Origin of the sequence: Pseudomonas sp. BRM28, assembly GCF_002939405.1 — a bacterium.
GTDB classification, from domain to species: domain Bacteria; phylum Pseudomonadota; class Gammaproteobacteria; order Pseudomonadales; family Pseudomonadaceae; genus Aquipseudomonas; species Aquipseudomonas palmensis.
In genome coordinates this window covers 3,991,667-4,014,314 of record NZ_PEFV01000001.1, presented here as the reverse complement: position 1 = coordinate 4,014,314, position 22,648 = coordinate 3,991,667, and the positions used below count along the sequence as shown (strand labels likewise).

The 22,648-nt window shown below is 59.8% G+C and carries 19 protein-coding genes and 2 pseudogenes; 12 read left to right on the top strand and 9 right to left on the bottom strand.

Features of this window, described 5'->3' with window-relative positions; genetic code table 11:
* Window positions 1-9: 9 nt before the first annotated feature.
* Complete coding sequence (locus CR917_RS18895) at window positions 10-363, bottom strand: RidA family protein (RefSeq protein WP_043863330.1); 354 nt, start codon at window positions 361-363, stop codon at window positions 10-12.
* Window positions 335-1,636, bottom strand: coding sequence for a D-amino acid dehydrogenase (gene dadA, locus CR917_RS18890; protein ID WP_043863329.1), 1,302 nt, complete (start codon window positions 1,634-1,636; stop codon window positions 335-337). Before dadA ends, CR917_RS18895 begins: the two co-directional genes overlap by 29 nt.
* 156 nt (window positions 1,637-1,792) lie before the next feature.
* Here dadA and dadR point away from each other — a divergent pair, with 156 nt between their 5' ends.
* A complete protein-coding gene (dadR, locus tag CR917_RS18885) occupies window positions 1,793-2,281 on the top strand; it encodes a transcriptional regulator DadR (RefSeq protein ID WP_042121505.1) in 489 nt (162 codons plus the stop codon).
* A gap of 3 nt (window positions 2,282-2,284) precedes the next feature.
* Here the strand turns inward: dadR and CR917_RS18880 are convergent, their stop codons facing one another.
* Window positions 2,285-2,638 (bottom strand): YkgJ family cysteine cluster protein, encoded by a 354-nt coding sequence (locus CR917_RS18880; protein ID WP_043863328.1) that lies wholly within the window; start codon window positions 2,636-2,638, stop codon window positions 2,285-2,287.
* 118 nt (window positions 2,639-2,756) lie between these two features.
* Between CR917_RS18880 and CR917_RS18875 the strand changes: the two genes are divergently transcribed.
* Window positions 2,757-4,034, top strand: a complete 1,278-nt coding sequence (locus tag CR917_RS18875; RefSeq protein WP_043863327.1) for an FAD-binding oxidoreductase — start codon at window positions 2,757-2,759, stop codon at window positions 4,032-4,034.
* Here CR917_RS18875 and CR917_RS18870 read toward each other — a convergent pair.
* On the bottom strand, window positions 4,031-4,246 hold the full coding sequence (locus CR917_RS18870) for a DUF1127 domain-containing protein (RefSeq protein ID WP_043863326.1): 216 nt from the start codon (window positions 4,244-4,246) through the stop codon (window positions 4,031-4,033). The genes CR917_RS18875 and CR917_RS18870 overlap by 4 nt on opposite strands.
* A 177-nt stretch (window positions 4,247-4,423) precedes the next feature.
* Here CR917_RS18870 and CR917_RS18865 point away from each other — a divergent pair, with 177 nt between their 5' ends.
* Together CR917_RS18865 and CR917_RS18860 are read left to right on the top strand one after the other, a co-directional pair.
* The gene (locus CR917_RS18865) at window positions 4,424-5,854 is read left to right on the top strand and encodes a PLP-dependent aminotransferase family protein (protein WP_104572795.1); all 1,431 of its coding nucleotides are present in this window, start codon (window positions 4,424-4,426) and stop codon (window positions 5,852-5,854) included.
* Between the two features lie 93 nt (window positions 5,855-5,947).
* Window positions 5,948-7,471, top strand: a complete 1,524-nt coding sequence (locus tag CR917_RS18860; protein ID WP_104573196.1) for a phospholipase D family protein — start codon at window positions 5,948-5,950, stop codon at window positions 7,469-7,471.
* A gap of 514 nt (window positions 7,472-7,985) precedes the next feature.
* Here the strand turns inward: CR917_RS18860 and CR917_RS27170 are convergent.
* The 5 genes and pseudogenes from CR917_RS27170 to CR917_RS18845 all read right to left on the bottom strand — a co-directional run.
* A complete protein-coding gene (locus tag CR917_RS27170; protein ID WP_146095032.1) occupies window positions 7,986-8,483 on the bottom strand; it encodes a hypothetical protein in 498 nt (165 codons plus the stop codon).
* 147 nt (window positions 8,484-8,630) lie between these two features.
* Window positions 8,631-9,080 (bottom strand): hypothetical protein, encoded by a 450-nt coding sequence (locus CR917_RS18855; RefSeq protein WP_104572794.1) that lies wholly within the window; start codon window positions 9,078-9,080, stop codon window positions 8,631-8,633.
* Between the two features lie 288 nt (window positions 9,081-9,368).
* A pseudogene (locus tag CR917_RS28190) lies at window positions 9,369-9,570 on the bottom strand (RHS repeat-associated core domain-containing protein); the annotation flags it as partial.
* 167 nt (window positions 9,571-9,737) lie between these two features.
* Complete coding sequence (locus CR917_RS27165) at window positions 9,738-10,355, bottom strand: hypothetical protein (protein WP_146095031.1); 618 nt, start codon at window positions 10,353-10,355, stop codon at window positions 9,738-9,740.
* Window positions 10,352-13,030, bottom strand: a pseudogene (locus CR917_RS18845) (RHS repeat-associated core domain-containing protein); the annotation flags it as partial. The pseudogene CR917_RS18845 and the gene CR917_RS27165, both read right to left, overlap by 4 nt.
* On the opposite strand from CR917_RS18845, the gene CR917_RS18840 reads away from it, so the two are divergent.
* From CR917_RS18840 to CR917_RS18805, 8 genes are all read left to right on the top strand, one after another.
* Window positions 13,026-14,159: a DUF2345 domain-containing protein gene (locus tag CR917_RS18840; RefSeq protein WP_104572792.1), complete on the top strand. Its 1,134-nt coding sequence runs from the start codon at window positions 13,026-13,028 to the stop codon at window positions 14,157-14,159. The pseudogene CR917_RS18845 and the gene CR917_RS18840 overlap by 5 nt on opposite strands.
* Window positions 14,156-18,919 (top strand): RHS repeat-associated core domain-containing protein, encoded by a 4,764-nt coding sequence (locus tag CR917_RS18835; protein WP_104572791.1) that lies wholly within the window; start codon window positions 14,156-14,158, stop codon window positions 18,917-18,919. Before CR917_RS18840 ends, CR917_RS18835 begins: the two co-directional genes overlap by 4 nt.
* A gap of 7 nt (window positions 18,920-18,926) precedes the next feature.
* Window positions 18,927-19,226, top strand: coding sequence for a hypothetical protein (locus CR917_RS27160; protein ID WP_146095030.1), 300 nt, complete (start codon window positions 18,927-18,929; stop codon window positions 19,224-19,226).
* 722 nt (window positions 19,227-19,948) lie between these two features.
* Window positions 19,949-20,416 (top strand): DUF6714 family protein, encoded by a 468-nt coding sequence (locus CR917_RS27155; protein WP_146095029.1) that lies wholly within the window; start codon window positions 19,949-19,951, stop codon window positions 20,414-20,416.
* Between the two features lie 28 nt (window positions 20,417-20,444).
* Entirely contained in the window at window positions 20,445-20,861 is a 417-nt protein-coding gene (locus CR917_RS27150) for a hypothetical protein (protein WP_146095028.1), read from the top strand.
* 29 nt (window positions 20,862-20,890) lie between these two features.
* Window positions 20,891-21,190 carry a hypothetical protein gene (locus CR917_RS27145; RefSeq protein WP_146095027.1) on the top strand — a complete coding sequence of 100 codons (300 nt, stop codon included), beginning with the start codon at window positions 20,891-20,893 and terminating at the stop codon, window positions 21,188-21,190.
* A gap of 111 nt (window positions 21,191-21,301) precedes the next feature.
* On the top strand, window positions 21,302-22,075 hold the full coding sequence (locus CR917_RS18810) for an alpha/beta fold hydrolase (RefSeq protein ID WP_104572789.1): 774 nt from the start codon (window positions 21,302-21,304) through the stop codon (window positions 22,073-22,075).
* 64 nt (window positions 22,076-22,139) lie between these two features.
* Complete coding sequence (locus CR917_RS18805; protein ID WP_104572788.1) at window positions 22,140-22,640, top strand: DUF2199 domain-containing protein; 501 nt, start codon at window positions 22,140-22,142, stop codon at window positions 22,638-22,640.
* Window positions 22,641-22,648 lie beyond the last annotated feature (8 nt).

Below are 22,648 nucleotides of genomic sequence, written 5' to 3'. Positions count from 1 at the left end.
GGAAACGGATTACGGCAGGGCGGCGACGATCGAGATCTCGACCAGCATCTGCGGATTGCACAGCCGGGCCTGAACGGTGGCGCGGGCCGGGGCATTGCCTTTGGCCAGCCACTGGTCCCACACCGTGTTCATGGCCTGGAACTGGGTGTCGATGTCGCTGAGGTAGATGGTCGCCGACAGCACGCGGCTCTTGTCGGTACCGGCCAGGTCCAGCAGCCGCTCGATGTTGGCCAGCACCTCGCGGGTCTGCTGGCCGACGTCGCCGTTCAGGTCATTACCCACCTGGCCCGACAGGTAGACGGTGCCGTTGTGGGTAACGATCTGGCTCATGCGCTCATTGGTGAGCTGGCGCTGGATTGACATGCTTTGCAGTCTCCTGACTGTTGCTGTAGCGGGAAATGTCGAGGCCTTCGGCGCTGATCTGCGGCTTCTTGCGCGCCATCAGGTCGGCCAGCAGGCGACCCGAACCGCACGCCATGGTCCAGCCGAGGGTGCCGTGGCCGGTGTTCAGGAACAGGTTGCGAAACGCCGTGGCGCCCACGATCGGCGTGCCGTCGGGGGTGGTCGGGCGCAGGCCGGTCCAGAAGCTGGCCTGGCTCAGGTCGCCGCCGCGAGGATAAAGGTCGTTGACAATCATCTCCAGCGTTTCGCGCCGACGCGGGTTGAGCGACAGGTCGAAACCGGCGATCTCGGCCATGCCGCCGACGCGGATGCGGTTGTCGAAGCGGGTGATCGCGACCTTGTAGGTCTCGTCGAGAATCGTCGAGGTCGGGGCCATGGCCGGGTCGGTGATCGGCACGGTCAGCGAGTAGCCCTTGAGCGGGTACACCGGGGCCTTGATGCCCAGCGGCTTGAGCAGTTGCGGCGAGTAGCTGCCCAGGGCCAGCACGTAGCGATCGGCGGTTTCCAGCTTGCCGTCGATCCATACGCCGTTGACCCGGTCGCCCGCGTGATCGAGGCGCTCGATGTTCTGCCCGAAGCGGAATTCCACGCCCAGGTCGCGCGCCATTTCGGCCAGGCGCGTGGTGAACAGCTGGCAGTCGCCGGTCTGGTCGTTGGGCAGGCGCAGGGCACCGGCGAGGATGTCGGTGACATTGGCCAGGGCAGGCTCCACGCGGGCAATGCCGTCGCGGTCGAGCAGCTCGTAGGGCACACCGGACTGTTCCAGCACGGCGATATCCTTGGCCGCGTTGTCCAGTTGCGCCTGGGTGCGGAACAGCTGGGTAGTGCCCAGGGTGCGGCCTTCGTAGGCAATGCCGGTTTCGGCACGCAGCTCGTCGAGGCAGTCGCGGCTGTACTCGGACAGGCGCACCATGCGCTCCTTGTTCACCGCATAGCGGTTGGCCGTGCAGTTGCGCAGCATCTGCGCCATCCACAGGTACTGGTCGATGTCGGCGGTGGCCTTGATGGCCAGCGGGGCGTGGCGCTCGAGCAGCCACTTGATGGCCTTGAGCGGCACACCGGGTGCAGCCCAGGGCGAGGCATAACCCGGCGATACCTGGCCAGCGTTGGCGAAGCTGGTTTCCATGGCCACCGCCGGCTGGCGATCGACCACCACCACTTCAAACCCCTGACGAGCCAGATAGTAGGCACTGGCGGTCCCGATGACGCCGCTACCAAGTACCAGAACGCGCATGTTGTTATCCCTCGAGGCGGCGTACCGCACACATTTGTTGTTTAAGGCATGGATGGGCGCAGTATAGGAAGGTAGAGGCAGTGCTTTTCACTATATAAAAGCCTATATTTGGCGAGAATTCTCGGCAGGGTCGGCTTTTACGGAGGGGCATCCACTATGAGAACCCAGCATCAAAGCAAACGTGAACTGGACAAGATCGACCGCAACATCCTGCGCATCCTGCAGACCGACGGGCGCATCTCGTTCACCGAACTGGGCGAGAAGGTCGGCCTGTCGACCACCCCGTGCACCGAGCGGGTCCGGCGTCTGGAGCGCGAAGGCATCATCATGGGCTACAACGCCCGGCTCAACCCGCAGCACCTCAAGGGCAGCCTGCTGGTGTTCGTCGAGATCAGCCTGGACTACAAGTCGGGGGACACTTTCGAAGAGTTTCGCCGCGCGGTGCTCAAGCTGCCCCACGTATTGGAATGCCACCTGGTATCGGGAGATTTCGACTACCTGGTGAAGGCGCGCATCTCGGAGATGGCCTCGTACCGCAAGCTGCTGGGCGACATCCTGCTCAAGCTGCCGCACGTGCGCGAATCCAAGAGCTACATCGTGATGGAAGAGGTGAAGGAAAGCCTCAACCTGCCGATCCCGGACTGAGCCTTACACCAGCACCTGGCGGGTGCTGGCGATGTACTGGTGCACCAGGCGCTCGGCCTGCGGGTCGATCATCTCGGCAGGGCCGCGACCATTGGGGCACGGCAGCCGCGGGGTAGTGCCGAACAGGCGGCAGATCAGCGGCCGCTCCTCGTACACCGTGCAGCCCTCGGGGCCCAGGTGCACACAGTTGAGCTCATCCAGCGCGGCCTGTTGCTCGGCCGCGCTCTTGCGTGGCAGGCGCGCCATTTCCTCGCTGGAGGTGGTCACCGGGCCGCAGCAATCGTGGCAGCCCGGCACGCAGGCGAACGACGGGATCTGCTCACGCAGGAAGCGGATCTTGTGACTGTTGCAACTCATGGCAGACTCGTGGCGGGAAAGGCTGAAGCGCCATTTTGCCCCACGGTTGCCTGCCGATCAAAGCACCGCCTATGCTGTGTCAAATTTTCCACACAGCCCCTACCAGGATCCTTCAAACGTGCATACCACTTCCTACTACGCTGCCCACAGCGCCGGGCAACCGGCGTACCCGCCCCTGCAAGGCGAGCTGAACTGTGATGTGTGCGTGGTGGGCGGCGGCTTTTCGGGCCTCAATACCGCCATCGAACTGGCCGAACGCGGCCTGAGCGTGGTGCTGCTCGAAGCGCACAAGATCGGTTGGGGCGCCAGTGGACGCAATGGCGGGCAGCTGATTCGCGGGGTCGGACACGGCCTGGACCAATTCACCCCGGTGATCGGCAGCGAGGGAGTGCGCAGCCTCAAACTGATGGGCCTGGAAGCAGTGGACATCGTGCGCCAGCGTATCGAACGCCATGCCATCGACTGCGACCTGACCTGGGGCTACTGCGACCTGGCCAACAAGCCACGGGAATTCGAGGGCTTCAGCGAAGAGATCGACGAACTGCGCGGGCTGGGCTACACCCATGAGCTGCGCCTGGTGCAGCCCGATCAGATGCACACGGTGGTCGGCTCGCGTCGCTACGCCGGCGGCCTGGTGGACATGGGCTCGGGGCACCTGCACCCGCTGAACCTGGCGCTGGGCGAGGCCGAGGCCGCGCGCCAGCTGGGCGTGCAGGTGTTCGAGCATTCCCGTGTCACCCGCATCGAGCACGGCCCGCAGGTGCATGTGCATACCGCCAAGGGCTCGGTGCGGGCGAACACGCTGGTGCTGTGCTGCAATGCCTATATCAACGACCTGGACCGCGAGCTCAGTGGCAAGGTGCTGCCGGCCGGCAGCTACATCATCGCCACCGAACCGCTGAGCGAAGCCCTGGCCAACGAGTTGCTGCCGCAGAACATGGCGGTGTGCGACCAGCAGGTGACCGTGGACTACTATCGGCTCTCGGCCGACCGGCGCCTGCTGTTCGGTGGCGCCTGCCACTATTCGGGGCGCGATCCGCAGGACATCGGCGCCTACATGCGGCCCAAGATGCTCAAGGTGTTCCCGCAACTGGCCGACACCCGCATCGAATACCAGTGGGGCGGCATGATCGGCATCGGCGCCAACCGCCTGCCGCAGATCGGCCGCCTGCGCGACCGGCCCAACGTTTACTACGCCCAGGCCTATGCCGGCCACGGGCTCAACGCCACGCACCTGGCCGGGCGGCTGCTGGGCGAGGCGATCAGCGGCCAGCAGAGCGGGCGCTTCGACCTGTTCGCCCAGGTGCCGCACATCACCTTCCCTGGCGGCAAGCACCTGCGCTCGCCGCTGTTGGCGCTGGGCATGCTGTGGCACCGCCTCAAGGCACTGGCCTAGGGTCTCCAGAACGGCCTGAGACCTTCCTTCACGGCCTGGTCTCGGGTCAGGCCGATATCGCGCAGCTGCTCGGCATCGAGCTGCAGCAGTGCATGGCGTGAACGCCACCGCCGCATCATCACAGCCCAGCGACTCGGGCTGGCTGGCGCCTCATGTCGCGCCACCTCGCCTTTGGTGCACAGTGGCAGGCCTGCATCGCTCGCGCCGTTCATCGCTTCATTCCTCCAGGGTGGGTAACCGTGCAGCCATGATGCGCGGGTGCTGCAAGGCATTACAGATTCAACCGCCAGGTTTTATTTCCATACAGATCTGTCGATAACGGCGCTGAATGCTGTATTTTTGCCCAATCTGTACCGGTTGCCAGCCGCTTGCCCGCCCAGGAGTACGCCATGACCCTCTACGTCAACCTCGCCGAGCTGATTGGCGCACGCATCGAGCAGGGCCTCTACCGCCCCGGCGACCGCCTGCCGTCGGTGCGGGCCCTGAGCGTCGAGCATGGCGTGAGCCTGAGTACCGTGCAGCAGGCGTATCGGGTGCTGGAAGATCACGGGCTGGCGGCGCCCCGGCCCAAGTCCGGCTATTTCGTGCCCGACCATCGCCCACTACCCGCCCTGCCCGACGTCAGCCGCCCGGCCCAGCGCCCTGTGGATATCTCGCAATGGGACCAGGTGTTCGAGCTGGTGCGCAGCGTGCCGCGCAAGGACGTGGTGCAACTGGGCCGCGGCATGCCCGATGTCGGCACCCCCACCCTCAAGCCGTTGCTGCGCAGCCTGGCGCAGCTGAGCCGGCGCCAGGACATGCCCGGCCTGTACTACGACACCGTCGCCGGCACCGAAGCCCTGCGCGAGCAGGTGGCGCGGCTGATGCTCGATTCGGGCTGCAGCCTGAGCACGGCAGACCTGGTGATCACCACCGGCTGCCAGGAAGCCCTGTCGATCAGCGTGCGCGCGGTGTGCCAGCCGGGCGACATCGTCGCGGTCGAATCACCGAGCTTTCACGGCGCCATGCAGACCCTCAAGGGCCTGGGCATGAAAGCGTTGGAGATCCCCACCGACCCGCTCACCGGCATCAGCCTCGAAGCCCTGGAGCTGGCCCTGGAACAGTGGCCGATCAAGCTGATCCAGCTGACTCCCAGCTGCAACAATCCATTGGGCTACATCATGCCCGAGGCGCGCAAACGCGCCCTGCTGACCCTGGCCCAGCGCTTCGACGTGGCGATCCTGGAGGACGACGTGTATGGCGACCTGGCCTACACCTACCCGCGCCCACGCACCATCAAGTCGTTCGACGACGACGGCCGCGTGCTGCTGTGCAGCTCGTTCTCCAAGACCCTTGCACCCGGCCTGCGGGTGGGCTGGGTGGCGCCGGGGCGCTACCTGGAGCGGGTGATTCACATGAAGTACATCAGCACCGGCTACACCGCTACCCAGCCGCAGCTGGCGATTGCCGACTTCATCGAGGGCGGCCACTACCAGCCGCACCTGCGCCGTGTGCGCGGCCAGTACCAGCGCGCCCGCGATCAGATGATCGACTGGGTGAGCCGCTACTTCCCCGCCGGCACCCGCGCCAGCCGGCCCCAGGGCGGCTTCGTGCTGTGGGTGGAACTGCCGGAAAGTTTCGACACCTTGCGCCTGAACCGGGCTTTACTAGAGCAAGGTGTGCAGATTGCGGTGGGCAGCATCTTTTCGGCGTCGGGCAAGTTCCGCAACTGCCTGCGCATGAACTTTGCCGCCCGCGCCACTGCCGAAATCGAAGCGGCCGTGCGCAAGGTCGGCGAAACCGCCATTCGTCTACTGGCCGAGGATGAGCGCGGCGGGTAACGTTGCGCCGCCCCGCGTGGTCCAACCCCCAACTGCCTTCCTGCTCAAGGACATGCCCCTTTGACCAAACCCAGGGCCTTCGCGCTGTTACTGATGCTGGCGCTCACCCTTGCCGGGTGCGCCACCTCCAGCACGCCCCGTACCGTGACCCAGGCCCTGCCCGCCAGCGACTCGGCCTTTGGCCGTTCGGTGCAGCGCCAGGCCAGCGCTCATGAGGGGCGGTCCGGCTTTCGCCTGCTGCCCAACAGCACCGAGGCGTTCCACGCCCGCGCCGAGCTGATCCGTAACGCCCAGAGCAGCATCGACCTGCAGTACTACATCGTGCATGACGGGCTCAGCACGCGCGCGCTGCTGCACGAACTGCTGCAGGCTGCCGACCGTGGCGTGCGCGTGCGCATCCTGCTCGACGACACCACCAGCGACGGCCTGGACGAGGTCATCGCCACCCTGGCGGCGCACCCGAAGGTGCAGATTCGCGTGTTCAACCCGCTGCACCTGGGGCGCAGCACCGGCGTGACCCGTGCCCTGGGCAGGCTGTTCAACCTGTCGCTGCAGCACCGGCGCATGCACAACAAGCTGTGGCTGGTGGACAACAGCATGGCCATCGTCGGCGGGCGCAACCTGGGTGACGAGTACTTCGACGCCGAGCCCAACCTGAACTTCACCGACATCGACATGCTGGGCGTGGGGCCGGTGGCCGAACAGCTGGGGCACAGCTTCGACCAGTACTGGAACAGTGCCCTGAGCCGACCCATTGGAGACTTCATGTTCAGCACCCCGAACGCCGACGACCTGCGTGTGAGCCGCGAGCGCCTGGAGGCTTCGCTCAGCGAGGCCAGGGTAAAGCGCAAGGCACTGTACGACCGCCTGATGGCCTACAAGACCCACCCGCGCCTGGATTCCTGGCGCAACGAGTTGATCTGGGCACACAACCAGGCGCTGTGGGATGCGCCAAGCAAGGTGCTGGCCCAGGCCGAGCCAGACCCGCGGTTGCTGCTGACCCAGCAGTTGGCGCCCGACCTGAACGACGTGCACCATGAGCTGATCCTGGTATCGGCCTACTTCGTACCTGGCGAGACCGGCCTGCTGTACCTGACCAGCCATGCCGACGCCGGGGTGTCGGTAAGCCTGCTGACCAACTCGCTGGAGGCCACCGACGTGCCGGCGGTACACGGCGGCTATGCGCCGTACCGCAAGGCGCTGCTGGAACACGGGGTAAAACTGTACGAACTGCGCCGCCAGCCCGGCGACCCCAGCAGCGGGCGTATCCATCACTTCGGCAGTGCATCGGACTCGAGCCTGCACAGCAAGGCGATCGTGTTCGATCGGCAGAAGACCTTCATCGGCTCGTTCAACTTCGACCCCCGCTCGGTGCTGTGGAACACCGAGGTCGGCGTGCTGGTGGACAGCCCGCAACTGGCCGAGTACACGCGCGACCTGGCACTGCAGGGCATGGCGCCGGCGCTGAGCTACGAGCCGCGGCTGGTCGACGGCAAGCTGGTGTGGGTGACCGAGGACAATGGGCAGTTGCACACGTTGACGACAGAGCCAGGTGGACTGTGGCGACGGTTCAATGCGTGGGTGAGCAAGGCGGTGGGGTTGGAGAGGATGTTGTAGGGTGAAGCTATGCGGCTTGTTCGCTGCGGTGATCGCTTGGGTTAGCTTGCCGATACCGTTGCGGTCGTAGGCAGAGCGATAGGTTTGCGACTGGCCACTCAGGTTGGCCGTAAGCTCGGCCAAATGACCCATGCTGTCGAACGCAGAGTCGATGCGGAGCTAGGGACCTGCGTGGAGGCAGTTCGTCAAGGGTTACCGGCGAGCCAATTTCTTGGTCTGGATGCGTATTCGAACACGTTCAATCCACCTGAAAACCCGATCGGATGCTGCCCAATAAACCGCCCCCGGATCATAGTACCCGTACCGGTTTTGGTGCCGCTTCGCCTCACGATCGTGATGCTGCCTCTGAATCCGTATCGGATTAATCAGATAAATATATTTCGCCCAGTTCGATCGTTGCCTGCAAGTAGCTATAACAACCATAGTTTGCTGAACTGCTGCGGCACTGCACCTATAGCGTGGCGCCTAAAGAGGTTTACCGCCACATAACCACTCAATAGAGTCAGCTCTAAACCTACCTTTGACTTAGATTTTTTGATATTTTTTCAATTTCATTCATTGTATTAGAGTCTCGCTTGGATTGTTTTGCTATCGCATCAAGACCCAACGCGATACCTTTTCTGCCTTCAGAAGTTACATCATTAACCAAATCTCCAAATGCTTTTAGTGCAACAGAGCGTTCATAATTCCGAGCTACGATGTCACACAGCACCCAGCAAAACTCCAAATCAGAGTATCGTGAGTAGTTCAATTGCACAGCACTAAGCATTTGCGCCTTTTGAGTCAATGAAAACTTATTCATATCGAATGATATGTTCACTAGGAACGCACTCATTCCAGGCCGATTGAATAGCTCTTCGTTGGACAACAAGTCTAGGATAAACTCAAAAGCTTCATCTGAAATATCACTCGACATTAACTCTGCCATTTCAAATTCAGCAGCAAGATTTAAAAGCGTTTTTCGAGATCCTTTGCCCACAGCCTCACATATTGATTGCCTTATGTTTTTCATACTGCCTCCGCCATGATAGCTCAATAAAAACAACAACCCACATGCTACTTAACGTTTGAACATGAGCATTTAGAGGATACGCTATCCTCCCTCCACTCATATACTGCGAGTAAAGTCACACAAAGACAGTCAATATCTACCTAACAATCAGAATCGAGAGCCGATAGTAACGAAGACCTCTCCAGCCTCTTCATCATATATACGTCGCGCTACTGCATACTCCGCACCAAATTCTTTAAATATTTTAGAGTTCCAGCTTTCAGAAATTATTAGGGCAACTTCCATGGCTTGCTTCGTAGGAAGCTCATCAAAAACTCCCGTTATCTCTAGCAGGTTCATCCAGAACTGAGCCTCCTCAAGATTTTTGCTCAAACTCAAGTGACGCTCAAACATCTCAGGATCGAACAGCTCAGTAACAAAAACCTTATCATTCAAAATATTGAAACTTGGCCATAAAAATCTTGCAAACCAAACAATGAAGTCCGACGCCAACTCGTGGTTCACATAAATTGCCCTTACATAATCAATACCGGTTACAGCGTGATCCTTATTGGCATCCACAAAAGAAGAGTAATCAAATGATTTAATACTATCCACGTTATTCACCTTTGGGATATTCGTCTGGTACTGGATGGCGCACGCGCCCTTTGTCTATGAATACACGACCGTCTGGCCTAGTATTTTTCGTCGCTTCTTTTATGTTCGGCCTAGCAATATTTCCGTGATCTTTGCCCGACCCACGGTGCTCCTTCCACGTACCATCCCCATAGTGTGTCGTGTACTGACCATCAACACCCGGACGCTCAATAATTGAGTGCGGCCTTCCTTCTGCTGCTTCCATTGGCGGCGGCGGTTTGTTTCGAGACTTACATGCCTTTTCACAACCTTCCAACCCCAATGGGTCTACCCAACCCACAGGTTTTGGCGCGTACTGGTGCAGATTCAGCCCACCCGCATAACTAATGGGGTCGTTGCTAACGAACCGCCTCACCCCAGGATCATAGTACCGATACCGGTTGTAATGCAGCCCGGTCTCCCGGTCGTGATACTGCCCCTGAAATCCAGTAATGCGCGGTGGATTGCCCACCTCGTCATGGAACCACTAAAGCTTGCTCGCCGCATTGAGCGTCTGGATCAGATTGCCATTGCCGGCATAGACAAAGCGCTCGGTCTGCGACTGGTTACCCTGGCTGGCGGTACGCTCGCCAGCCGCCCCATGGGGTCAAAACGCAGGTCATCACAACGCTGGCCACCCTACCAACAGGGCATCTCTCGCATCTTTTCGATGAACACTAGGCGTCCTTCATCGCCTACTAAGCTTTCTAACTTAGTCAAGAAACCATCCATGTCCCTGGAAATCAAATCAAATGCTCCCCAACCGTGTTCTTGAGCACGTTGAGAAATCCCAAAATACTCGCAAGAAGACAACAGACTTTCATACAACGGGCTTTCAATCCTGCTTTCATTTTGCAAGAAGTGAGATAGCTCAGAAGGTTCAGGTTTTTTAATGCATCTATGCCGGGAAATAATACTATACTTTTTCATATCTAGAACATAACGCTCATGCATAGCAACCATCCTAGCAAATGCACCGCCTTTATCTTTAAAGAAAAAATTCGGCATGCGCCCCTTGGGGAATGCTCTTGGATGATTAATACTGCCAGAGCCGCGCAAGCAGTAGCATTCTCCTAGCAGATCATCCAAAATATTTTGTGAAATCGGGTTTGCATTGAACCCTAGCGTACCATTTAGATCGCGAACCATCACAGCAGAAAAATCATCGTCATCACTTGCTGGCAAAGACGAGATAAACCCATCAGCTCCTTTTTTGAAATATTCAAATTTCGACCTATGAATCAATACTTCAATCATTTCAGCAACCCCGGATAAGTAAATATTATGCCTTCACCCTTCTTGTTTTTCGCGTGCACATGCGGCCCGTCATGGTGAGCAGGGAATCCTTCACCTACCAAATGAGGATGTCCGTCTGGATGATCAAAAACTTGCGCCTGACCGCCTATTTCCTCCCGCCCTAGCGTACTGTCTCTAGCGCACAGGCATGCATAATTCTTACCTCTGCTCTCAACTCTAAGTTGCTGAGTAGTAATGTCTTCGCCTCCTCGACCTACTCTCGGAACTTGAGCATGCTGTTGTGCTAGCCTCAAGGCTTGCACACGACTCTTAGCTGCAACGACTTTCTCCAGCCCGAGTGGATCAACCCATTCGATAGGATTTGGTGCGTATAAGTGGAGATTCAACCCACCCGCATAACTAATCGGGTCCTTGCTAACGAACCGCCCAACCCCCGGATCATAGTACCGATACCGGTTGTAATGCAGCCCAGTCTCCCGGTCGTGATACTGCCCCTGAAACCGTAGCGGGTTACTCAGCCCTACCTGCCTTGCCCAAACCGACCGCTCCTCACGCACCTCCCCCCACGCCTTGTACTGCCCCGCCCACGCCACCGCCCCATGGTGGTCAGTCAGTTCCATTGGCGTGCCCAGGTGATCGCACTGGTACCACGCAAGCGCATCAAACGCCTGCGGCGGCATGTGCGTTTGCCACAGCGGGTCCTGGTCGAAGTCGTAACTGCGCTGGCTCCAGTCCGGCTGCTTGTGCAGCCGCACCGGCCCCCTGCGCAGGGCCTGGGCCACCGGCACAAAGCTGCCCGGCTCATACAGGTAATGCACCGTACGGCCCGTATCGCCTTCATCACGCGGCGGGGAGCTTTCCCACGCCAGCGTGTCGCCGTCCCAGCCAAACAGCGTGAAGCCACAGTCCAGCTCACGCTGGCGCTTGGCCCGTTCAAGTTGATTCCAGCCCGTGCCGGCCTGCGGCTTGTTCGAGTAATGCGCAACCGAGTGTTTGTGCAATCGCCGGCCGAGGGCGTCATAGCTGTACTCGACCTTGAGTTTGTCGTCGCTGTAGCTCTGCAGCCGGTCGAACAGGTCCCAGGTGAACTGCGCACGCACGCCGTTGTGCAGCCGTTCGGCGAGGTTGCCGCGCACGTCGTAGGTGTAATGGGTGCCGGCGTATTCGCGCAGCAGGTTGTCCATCAACCTGTTGCGTTTGGGGGCCTGGTCCAGAGGGCGGTTGAGCTGCTGCGTCTTCTCGTCCAGCAGGTTACCGGCCGGGTCAAACGCGAATGTCTCCACCCCCAGGCGACTGGTGGCCTGCAACAGGCGACCGACAGGGTCGTACTGGTAGGCCAACTGACCACGTCGGCTGTCGTGAATGTCGGTGAGTTGCCCGGCGCCATCGTACTGGTACTGACGCTTGAGCAACGTGGACTTGCCGTCGTGGCTGCCTAGCAGTTGCTCCTGCAGCCGTCCGGCCGGGTCCCAGGCCTGGGTCTGCATCAGCTTGTTGCCCTGACGGCGCGCCACTTCACGGTGCAGGTCATCGCGCTCGTAGCTGAGCATGTCGTGCTGGTCGAGCTTCATGCCCAGCAGGTGGCCGCTGCCGTAGGTCAGCCAGCTGACCGTATGGCCATCGGGGCGCACGGTCGCGATGCGCTGGTTGAGCACGTCGTACTTGTGCGTCCACACCGCCACCATCGGCTGCTGCAACCCCAGGTAATGCTGATGCTCGCGGGTCAGATTGCCCGCCTCGTCATGGAACCACTGCAGCTGGCTTGCCGCGTTGATCGCCTGGATCAGCCTGCCGTTGCCGTCATAGGCAAAGCGCTCGGTCTGGGACTGATCACCCAGCCTGGCGGTACGCTCGGCCAGCCGACCCATGGGGTCGAAACGCAGGTCGATGCGGCGCTGGCCGACCTGGGTCGAGGCCAGGCGACCGCTGTACGGGTCGTATTGATAGCGGGTGGTCAGGCCATCGAAGCCGGTCTCCTGCAACAGGCGACCGACCGGGTCGTACACGAAGCTCGCCTGGCTGGTGTTTTCGTTTTCCAGGCCAATCAGCCGGCCCAGTTTGTCCCAGCGGTAGCGCAGGGTGTGCTCGTTGGCGTCGACGCGCTCGGCCAGAAGCCCGGCGCCGGAATAGGTCCAGGTGGTGCAGCGGTCGAGCGCGTCGAGGTACGCCAGCAGACGGCCCTCGGCATCACGTTCGAAGCGCTCTTCGGTGTTGTCGGGGTGGGTGACCCTGGACAGTTGCCCGGCCTTGTACTCATAGGCGGTCTTGTTGCCCGCTGCGTCGGCGAACTGCACCAGCTGGCCGAAGTCGTTGTAGGCCCACTGGCTGGTCTTGCCGGAGCAGTCGACGTACTCGAGTAGTTGCCCGGCGTCGTTGTAGGCCAGCGCCTTCTGGTTGCCGTTGGCGTCCTTGATCGCACTTACCAGGCCGCTTGGGGTGTAGGCAAATTCGGTCTTGTTGCCCAGCGGGTCGACCGTCTCTACCAGGTTGCCGCGCTCGTCGTAGTCGCGCAGCCAAAGGCCACCCTCGGCATCGCGGATCTTAATCAGCTGGTCATGGTCGTCGTAGGCGTAGTGCAGCGTGCTGTGGTCGGGACGGATGTGCTGCAGCAGGTTGCTGCGCTCATCAAAGCTGTAGCGGTCCTGGCTACCGTCGGGGTGCACGTGGCGGATGATCGGCAGCGGCCCGACCAACCAGAGCGCCAACGAGTTTCCCGAGTTCAGCGAACCGCACCTGGTGCTGGCCAGCCCGGCGGGCATCGCCCTGACCACGCCGCGCTCGACGCATGTCGCGACCGGTGAACACCTGGCGTTGAGCAGCACCGGGCATACGAGCCTGTCGATCGGCAAGCGGCTGCTGGCCAGTGCCAGCCAGGGCATGCGGTTGTTCGTGCAGAACATGGGCTGGCGGCTGATCGCCGTATCAGGAGATATCGACTTCCGTGCCCTGAAGAACAGCATCAACCTGCTGGCCAAGCTCGACATCACTGCCAATGCCGACCGCATCACCCTCACCGCCAAGACCGAACTGGTGGTGCAGGGTGGCGGCAGTGCCACCACCTACAACGCCAGTGGCATCACCCACGTGACCACCGGGCCGTACACCGCGCACGCGGCGAACTTCGCCCATGTGGGGCCCAAGAGCCTGGCCGGGACCTTCCCCGAGCCGCCCAAGCCGGGCAAGGGCAGCCTGGAGCTGTTCAACCTGTACGCCAATGCCAAGGGCATCCAGGCCGGCGATTACGAAGTGACCGATGCGCTGGGCACGGTGCTCGAGGGCAGCCTCGATGGCCAGGGGTTCAATGCCGTGTCGGGGGTTGCGCCGGGGCCGGCGTGGGTCAGGTTTGGTCTCGATACGGTCAACACCTGGAGCCTTGGCAGTTTTACCAAGGGCCTGCCCTGGCCGAGCCTGTCGGCCTTCGAAGAGGGCACGCCGTCGATGCTCGGTGCGATGCTCGACAAGCTCAAGCCTGATCCTGGCGGCAGCCTGATCGAAGAGGCCAAGCAACTCGCCGGCAAGGGCATGCATGCAGCAAAGGCCGGCAGTGACTTGCTCAACACCGGCCAAAGCGCGCTCCAAGGCATGCAGCAGATGCGGGGCGCAATGCAGGGCGGCATGGGTGGGCTGGCACAGCGGGTCAGCGCTTCCAGTGCAGTCGGTTCTACGCTGCCTGCCGCCTCGGCGGCGCTGAGTGCGGCGGGCCTGGCCGGCCTGCCAAGGTTGCCAGTACCCAAGCTGGCTGAACTCAAGGCTCACAGCCTGAACACTGTTACCGATTTGCTGCCAGGTGAACTGATCTCATGACTGAACATACCTACGCTTGCGACGACCACTCCCGCGCCTCGCAGGTAGCCATCACCCCGCTTCGCGAAATCCAGATAGAGGACGTTGGTCGTGGCGCCGTGGTCTTCGATGCCTGGCTACGTGAGGTCAGTGCCAGTTTTGCCACCCTTGAGCGCATCAGCGGTGTCGCCGGCAGTGTGCCCATGGCAGGCAATATCATTGCCTTGGTCGACGCGCTGGGGGATGTTGTCGCGCTGGCGCGCAGCAACGTACCTGAGCCCTTTGATTGCGCGAGCTTCGGGCTCAACCTGATCGGTCTGGTGGCTTCCCCTGCGAGCATGACCGCAGCACGCATGGCCTTGCGCCCGATGCTGTTCATCGTGCGCCAGGAGGGCAAGCGGGCGCTGGGTGATGCGCTGATGGAGCTGATGGCGGGCCACTTGAATGCTGACATCGTCGGTAGCCTGGATGACTTCGTCGAGCAGTCCCAGGGCAATCTCAAGGAGGCGTTGGCCCAGGCAGCAATCCTGGGCGAACAGATCATTCTCGACATCGCCTCAGGCCTCGGTGCTTTGGTTGCCGGCACTGCTGTGGGTGTGGCCAGCCCGGTCTCGGCGCCAGCTGGAAGCCGGCTTGTCCACGACCCGACGGCGAGCATCGACAACTATCTCCGGGCAGCCTTTGATGCCTACAAGGCGGCCGGCAAAGGCATGACCAGTGCTGCTGTCAGCGTTGCACTGGGGGACGAGGGCAAAGCTGGCCTACTGGCGCAGATTGCGCGCCTGCGGGAACTGGCGCCACAGGTGCGTGCTGAAATCCTTGAACTTTCCGATCCCGGCCGCCCTTGCTCCATTGAAGGCCTGCGCATGAAGCTGGCCAGCAGCGTAGAGCAATGGCGCACGCGCAACCCCCAGGTTGTGGTGGCCAACGTCAAGACCGCAGCCATCAGCACGGCCCAGCACCAGGCTGCCGACGGTAAGGTCGAAACGCAGAAGATGCAGAGCCCGGCGAGCCTGGAGGCCAACCAGTGCAAGAATGGCGCGCCCACCAGCACGTGCAACCGCATCAACTTCGCCTCGGGTAGCGAGACGCTTCAGCACACCGACTTCAGCCTGCCGGGGCCGTTTCCGATCGTGTGGACGCGTACCTATCATTCGCGCCTCGATGCCCTCGACAGCGCCAGCCTGGGCGCACGCTGGATCACCGAGTTCACCACGTGCATCGATGTGCTGGATGACGGCGTGCTGTTCCACGACGTGGATGGCCGCAGCCATGCCTACCCGCTGCCCAAGATCGGTATGTCGCACTATGACCCGGTGGAGTACAACGCCCTGGTACGCACCACCGACAGTCAGCTGATTCTCATGCGCGGGCTGGGGCGCAAGGAAACCTATGAGCGGGCAGGGGAGCGCTTCCTCCTCACGCATATCGTGCTGCGCAGTGGCGCAGGAGCCACGCTGCATTACGAGCACCGTCATCAGGGGCGCCCGGTACTCTCGGACATCAACACCTACCAGGAGAATGACCCTGCCAAGGTACACCTGCAACTCGGCACCATGCTTGACGGGCATGGCCGTATCCAGGGGCTCTGGCAGGTGGTCGATGGCAAGCCGCTGCGCCAGCTCTGCGCTTATCACCACGATCGGCTTGGCGACCTGGTAAGCGCCCAGGACGAGCATGGCGCTGCCTGGCAGTACGCGTACCAGCACCACCTGATCACGCGCTATACCGACCGTACCGGTCGTGGTCTCAACTTGCGCTGGGACGGCAGCGGCCCTCGCGCCAGGGCCGTGCACGAATGGGCAGACGACGGCAGCTTCGAGACTCGTCTCACTTGGGATGAACACATTCGCCTGACAACGGTGACTGACGCGTATGGCCAGCAGACCCGTCACTATTACGATGCGCAGGGCTACACCTATCGTATCGAGTACCCGGATGGGCGCTCGGAGTGGCTGTTTCGCGACCAGCGCAAGAACCTGATTCGCCACCTTCATGCCGACGGCAGCCAGGATCGTTTTGCCTACGACGAGCGAAGCAACCGGCTGCAACACATTCGTGCCGACCATAGCGTGGTGCATTACGCGTACAGCGACGATGATCAGCTGATCAAGGTTCGGGATGCTGAAGGTGGGCTGTGGCGACGGGACTACGACGAGCGCGGCAACCTGGTAGAGACGGTCGACCCGCTGGGCAACAAGACCGAGTTTGCCTACACCGCCACAGGCCAGGTCAAGGCAATCAAGGATGCTCACGGCAACGAGAAGAAACTCGGGTACAACGAGGCTGGGCAGATGCTCGAATACACCGACTGTTCGGGCAAGACCAGCCAGTGGCACTACAACGAATTCGGGCAACTGGTGGAAACCGCGAATGCGGCGGGCGACAAGACGCAGTACGAATACAAGGCGGGGCAGTTGGCCAAGGTGATTCATCCAGACAAAACCGAAGAGCGCTTCGAGCGTGATGCCGAAGGGCGCTTGCTCGCGCACCTGGATGCGCTGGATCGCTGTACTACCTGGTCCTATACGGCTGCCGGTCTGTTGGCTGAACGGGTGGATGCGAAGGAGCACACGTTGCGCTACCAGTGGGACAGGCTGGGGCGGTTGCTCAGCCTGGAGAACCAGAACGAGCAGTGCGCGTTTTACCAGTACGATCCCATGGGACGTCGAGTGGCAGAAACCGGCTTCGATGGTGTGACCGTCCGTTATCGGTACGACCCCTGCACTGGGCGCCTGGCGAGCAGCCAGGTGGGGCAGCGCCGCATCGATTTGCACCACGACCGCATGGGCCGGTTGATCGAGCGCACAGCGCACCTTGGCGATCAGCGCCAAACAGAGCGCTTTGCCTACGACGGCAATGGCAAGGTGCTGCAGGCGATCAACGACTCCAGCACACTGCAATGGTTCTATGACGACGCGGGCAACCTGACCCGTGAGCACCAGCATTACCTGGCAACGGGTACGCCGATGGTAGCGGTGTGGCTGCACGAGTACGACGCACTCAACCAGCGAATCGCCACCACGCGCCCGGATGGCCACAAGGTCAGCTGGCTGACTTACGGCAGCGGCCATCTCTTGGGCATGCGACTTGACCAGCACGAAATACTGGCTTATGAGCGCGACGATCTGCATCGCGAAGTCGCCCGCCATCAGGGCAACAAACTGACGCAAACGCAGGTATGGGACGCGCTAGGGCGTCCGCAAGAACAGTTGCTCACCAGTCATGACGGCCAATCCATTCTGTGCAAGCGCGAGTATCAATACGACCCGACCGGTCAACTGACAGACATCCTCGATACCCGTCGTGGTCACCTGGCCTACCAGTACGATCCGCTAGGCCGCCTGCTGCAGGCCAACAGCCGCCTGGGTGAAGAAACCTTTGCCTTCGACCCGGCCGGCAACCTGACGGACAAGGCGCGGCAACTGCATCGCCCGCTGGATAACGATGCCAGCTCCCACAAGGTGATGGACAACGTGCTGCGCGAATACGCGGGCAACCACTACACGTATGACGAGCGCGGTAACCTTGTGCAACGCTTGCACAACGGTGTGCCTGCCCACTTCAGCTGGGACTTGTTCAATCGCCTGGTGCGCTACAGCGACGACAGGCTCAGTGTGGAATACAGCTATGACGCCCTTGGTCGGCGGTTACACAAGCATGCCGTCGCCCATTACAAGGACAAGCCCGAGGCCGGCACCGGCTGGAATGCAATGCAGCGCAGCAAGCGTCAGCGCGAGCTGCACTGCGGTTCCACGCTGTACGGATGGGACGGCGAAACCCTGGCCTGGGAAAGCGCATTGCCCCTCGACGAGGGCGACACAGGCCGTACCGTTCACTACCTCTACGAACCGGGTCGCTTCGTGCCGGTGGCTCAAGCGTTGCACAAGCGCTCGATACGCCTGCTCAGGCAACCCGACTGGCAGGGCCGTCAATACGACATCGACCAGGACCCGCTCTGGCAGGCACTGCCCACTGCGCCAGCGTTCGACGTCATTGCCTGGTACCACTGCGACCACCTGGGCACGCCAATGGAGATCACCGACCACAACGGCAATGTTGCCTGGACGGGGCAGTACAAGGTGTGGGGTGAGGTTCGTGAAGAGCGCTCGTCGTGGGCCGCGCAGCATGGCGTGGGCAATCCGATTCGTTTTCAGGGGCAATACCACGACCCTGAAACGGGGCTGCATTACAACCGATTCCGTTACTACGAACCCCGCATGGCGCGCTATGTGTCGAGAGACCCGATCGGGATGCTGGGTGGGTTGAACGTGTACAGCTATGTGAGCAACAAGCCTGTTATGCGGGCTGACCCGTTGGGGCTGTTCGACCTGAACATGCCCGGCGTCGCGGAGCGCGCTTCACTGGGAAGTTGGATGTTGCAGAATGGTGCGACACCGGATGAGGTTTCCCGGGCGATGGCGCCGCCGCGGGCCAAACCTATTATGACTGGGGAGTGTAGGGCTTCTGCTACTGCTGCGGTAGGCACGGGCGTCTCGTTCGGTATGAGTGCAAACGAAAAAACCGGTGCGGCGGGGCAGGTGGCTATACCCGTTATGAGTGTAGGTGCTCGTGCGACTGCTAGTTGCGGTTTCAAATTCTCTGATCCTGACTCGAAGTCGTTGCCGGCGGCGGCGGGAGTTGGGGTAGCGCTAGGTATCATCCAGATTGATGTCACGCAGACCTCGACGTGGCCAGAACTGTATGTAGGTTTCGGGGCAGGAGTGGGGCCTGAGATCAAGACGCCTGCCAGCCCCGCTGTTTCAATTCCATTGTTCTAGGTGGTTTATGTGTGATGTATTGCAGTTCTTCCGTATTTTTTTATTTGTCCTCGGTGGGGTGTTTGTGGCGGCATCCGTCATTTATGCCAATCATTGTTGCAAGAAAAAAGGTATCAATATGAATACCTTTTCAGGCCTTTTTGAAATGTGGGGCATGGTCTTTAGGTTTGAAAACAAAAAACTGTCGATATTGATGCTGACAGCCGCCTTTGGGGGGCTGTGCGTAGCAGTCATTATTCTCGTGTTAACTTTGTGGGGGCAGAGCCAGGGGTGCATTTTTCCAATCAATGACAGATCAATGCGTTAAGCATATGGACCGGAAGCCATCATGTGGTTTGGAGTTTTCTGATCCTGATGCAAAGGAGTCAACGTAGGTGTGGGAGTAGGAATGGCGTTGATTCAGGGTTGTTTTAGGCAACCCTCAACCAGTCCGAGATTTATGTTTATAGGGGTGGCCCTGAAGTTAAAGCTCCTGCCGGCCCAGGTGTTACGTTTTTTAGGTAGTAGGTTATGTGCGGCGTAATACAGTTCGTTCGGATTTTTTTGTTTGTTATTTGTTGGGTTTTGTTGGTTTCTGCTGTGTTGTATGCAAGCGCGTACAGTAAGAAAAATGGCATCAACATGAATACGTTCTCAGGTATGTTAGAGGTGTGGGGCAAGGTTTTTAAGTTTGAGAGCAGGAAGCTGTCCATCCTCCTGCTGACTGCGGCCTATGGGGGGGCAGCTATAGGTATCGTTATTCTTGCGTTGACAATATGGGGGCAGAGCCATGGGTGTGATTTTAAAATTAATTATAGATAAATACGGTAAGCAGGGTGCGAGATATTGACAGGGCCTGTAAAGCGGGCGTCGTACTTGCAAGGGAGTTACCGATCCTGTGCAAGCTTCAATTCAGCGTGAGGTGAATCTGGAGTGTGCGTTAGCTCGTAATGCTGTAAATAATCGATATTTCGCTGTTGGGGATAAACAGCACCGAGATGAAGCAATCAAAGCGTGGGAGAGTGTAGCGCTATGCGAGAAGAAGATTCCATGAAAATGGAACGGCGCAGAATTCGAGAACAAATAAAACTCGCTTTTAAGTGTACAGCGCCGCCGGAGGCCTCTCAGATTGTAGCGTCTTCTTATCCTGAGCCCCTTCAGATCAGGGATTTTTTCAAGGGTCGGAATTGGTGGGATGTTACGCTAGATATATTGGTAGATGAATATGTTGGAGATGCATCTGCATGTTTGTCATTTATGGCCCCCGTCGGGATGAGGTATTATTTGCCAGCTTACCTTTTTATCGCATGTGAGCAATATGATGAAGGTGATGTAATTTCCAAGGAACTGCCATCAAGGCTGCTGATGTATGCCAGAGATGATGATCTTTATAAGATAAAATGTATGGATGACGCGAAGCAGGCGGCGGTTGCGCAGGTGCTTGAGTTTCTGGTTCAGGCCTATGACGATGAGGATGCTTACGAAGCGTTAGAGTTTTTTTGGGGTAAGTTTCTATGATAGTTGAGCATGCCATTGGTGAAGGCTGGTGGTTTATGATTCAGTTTGTTTAGTTGATTATGAGGTCGCGGTGAGTCAGTCGCGCGTTTTGTTAGGTGTGAAGCTCGCTCTCGCTGTCATGGTAGTAATTGCCTATCTTGCTTTCTGTTTACTTGCACTGCTCGCGGGTCTGGATTCACCCACACCTATTGAAGTAATTCGGCATGCTATTTTTGTGACGGGCTTGGTTCCACTGTGTGCTTGGTTGCGGGTTATTTTTGTGCTAAGCGTCAAGGGTGATGAAAATGTTTCCGCTCGTGATGACTATCACGTTGTATCACTTCGTGCTTTTTGCAGTGTCAGCCCACTAGGATGGCTTTTCATACTGGGGGCCCAGCTTGGCGAGTTCGCACTGTCGTGGGGGCGCAGTGTAAGGCGAAAAACGAGAATGTTTTGTCTGTCGTGATGTACCAGCCCCATTATTCTAGGTGAGTTATGTGCGACACGATTCAGTTTTTCAGAATTTCCTTGTTTGCTTTTTGTGGTGTTTCAATGGCGGCGGCGGTGATTTATGCAAATCAATTTTGCAAAAAGAGAGGCGTCAATATGAACACTTTTTCTGGCATGTTTGAAATGTGGGCGATGGTTTTCAAGTTTGAGCATAAAAAGCTGTCATTCATCATGTTGACTGCAACCTATGGCGGGGCACTCATGATTGTCGCTATTTTCGTACTGACCCTTTGGGGGCAGAGTAAGGGATGTGTCTTTCCGATCAATGACAGGACGATGCGTTAAGCAAAGGACTTCATACATGGCAATGAGGGCATCAGGGGTACCGCGTCGAAGGCGCAACGCATTAAACTGCCGCCGACAACCGCCACAGCGACATAATCAAGGGACCCTAAAATGACGACATTCACTCACCAGGACGGCCAGTACGTCGAAGTTGCCGGGGCACGCCTCTATTGTGAACAGCAAGGCAACCCACAGGGCCCGGTACTGGTTTTTCTGCACGGTGGCTTTGGCGACATCGAAACCTTCAATGCCATCACGCCAGCTCTGGCCGAACGTTATCGCCTGATCGGCATCGACAGCCGCGGCCAGGGCAAATCGACCCTGGGGCACCTGCCGCTGACCTACCAGCGCTTGCAACTGGATGTGGAGGCGGTTGCCCGGCAGTTGGGGCTTGAGCGCTTCAGCCTCGTCGGCCACAGCGATGGCGGCATTGCAGCGCTGCGCATCGCGGCTGCCGGGAGTGCTGGCATCGACAAACTGGTGACGATCGGTGCCCACTGGCAACTGAAAGCGGATGATCCCGTGCGCGGCATGTACAGCCGCGTGACCGGCGCGCGCTGGCGTGAGCTGTTCCCGCACAGCTACGAGCGCTACCTGCAGTTGAACCCCGAACCCGATTTCGACCGCCTGGCCGTGGCGTTGCGCGAGCTGTGGCTGGATTCAGGCGAGCAGGGCTACCCGAATGAAACGGTGTGCGGCATCACCGCCGATTTGCTGGTGATTCATGGCGATGAAGACCGCCTGGTAACGCGGGCCAACGCCTGCGAGCTGGCCGATCGGGTGGCGAATGCGCAACTGCTGAACATCCCGTTTACCGGGCATTCGCCGCACGAGGATCACCCCCAGTGGGTAATGCCTGCGCTCAAGGCACTGCTGGGCCTGTAACATGACGCTGCCGTTTGCGCGCCGCGCGGCTTGATCCGGCCTTAAGTGTCAAGGAGCACCCACCATGCGAGGCTTCCATTGCGCCACCTGTGGCGAGTATCACGACGAGCTGCCCACCACCTTCGGCGCGCCAGCCCCTGCCGCCTGGTATGACCTGCCGGAGGCAGAGCGCGAGCAGCGTGCGCCACTGTCCAGCGATCAGTGCATCATCGATGACACCCACCACTTCGTGCTCGGGCGCCTGGAAATCCCGATCATCGGCTCACCCGAGCCGTTCGTGTGGCTGACCTGGGTGGCGGTCAGCGAGGCGGATTTCTACCGCACCAGCGAACTGTGGGAAACCCCAGGTCGCGAGCGCGAACCACCTTATGCGGCACGTGTGCAAAGTGAGTTCCCCTATGAGGTTTCGACGCTCAACCTCAAGGCTACGCTGCAGACCCAGGCCCTGGGCGAGCGCCCGCTGGTGTTCGTGGACGCGGGGGATCACCCGCTCACCCTGCAGCAAAACACCGGCATCACCCACGATCAGGCTCGGCAACTGGCCGAACGCTGCCTGCATCCGTGAACAGGCCA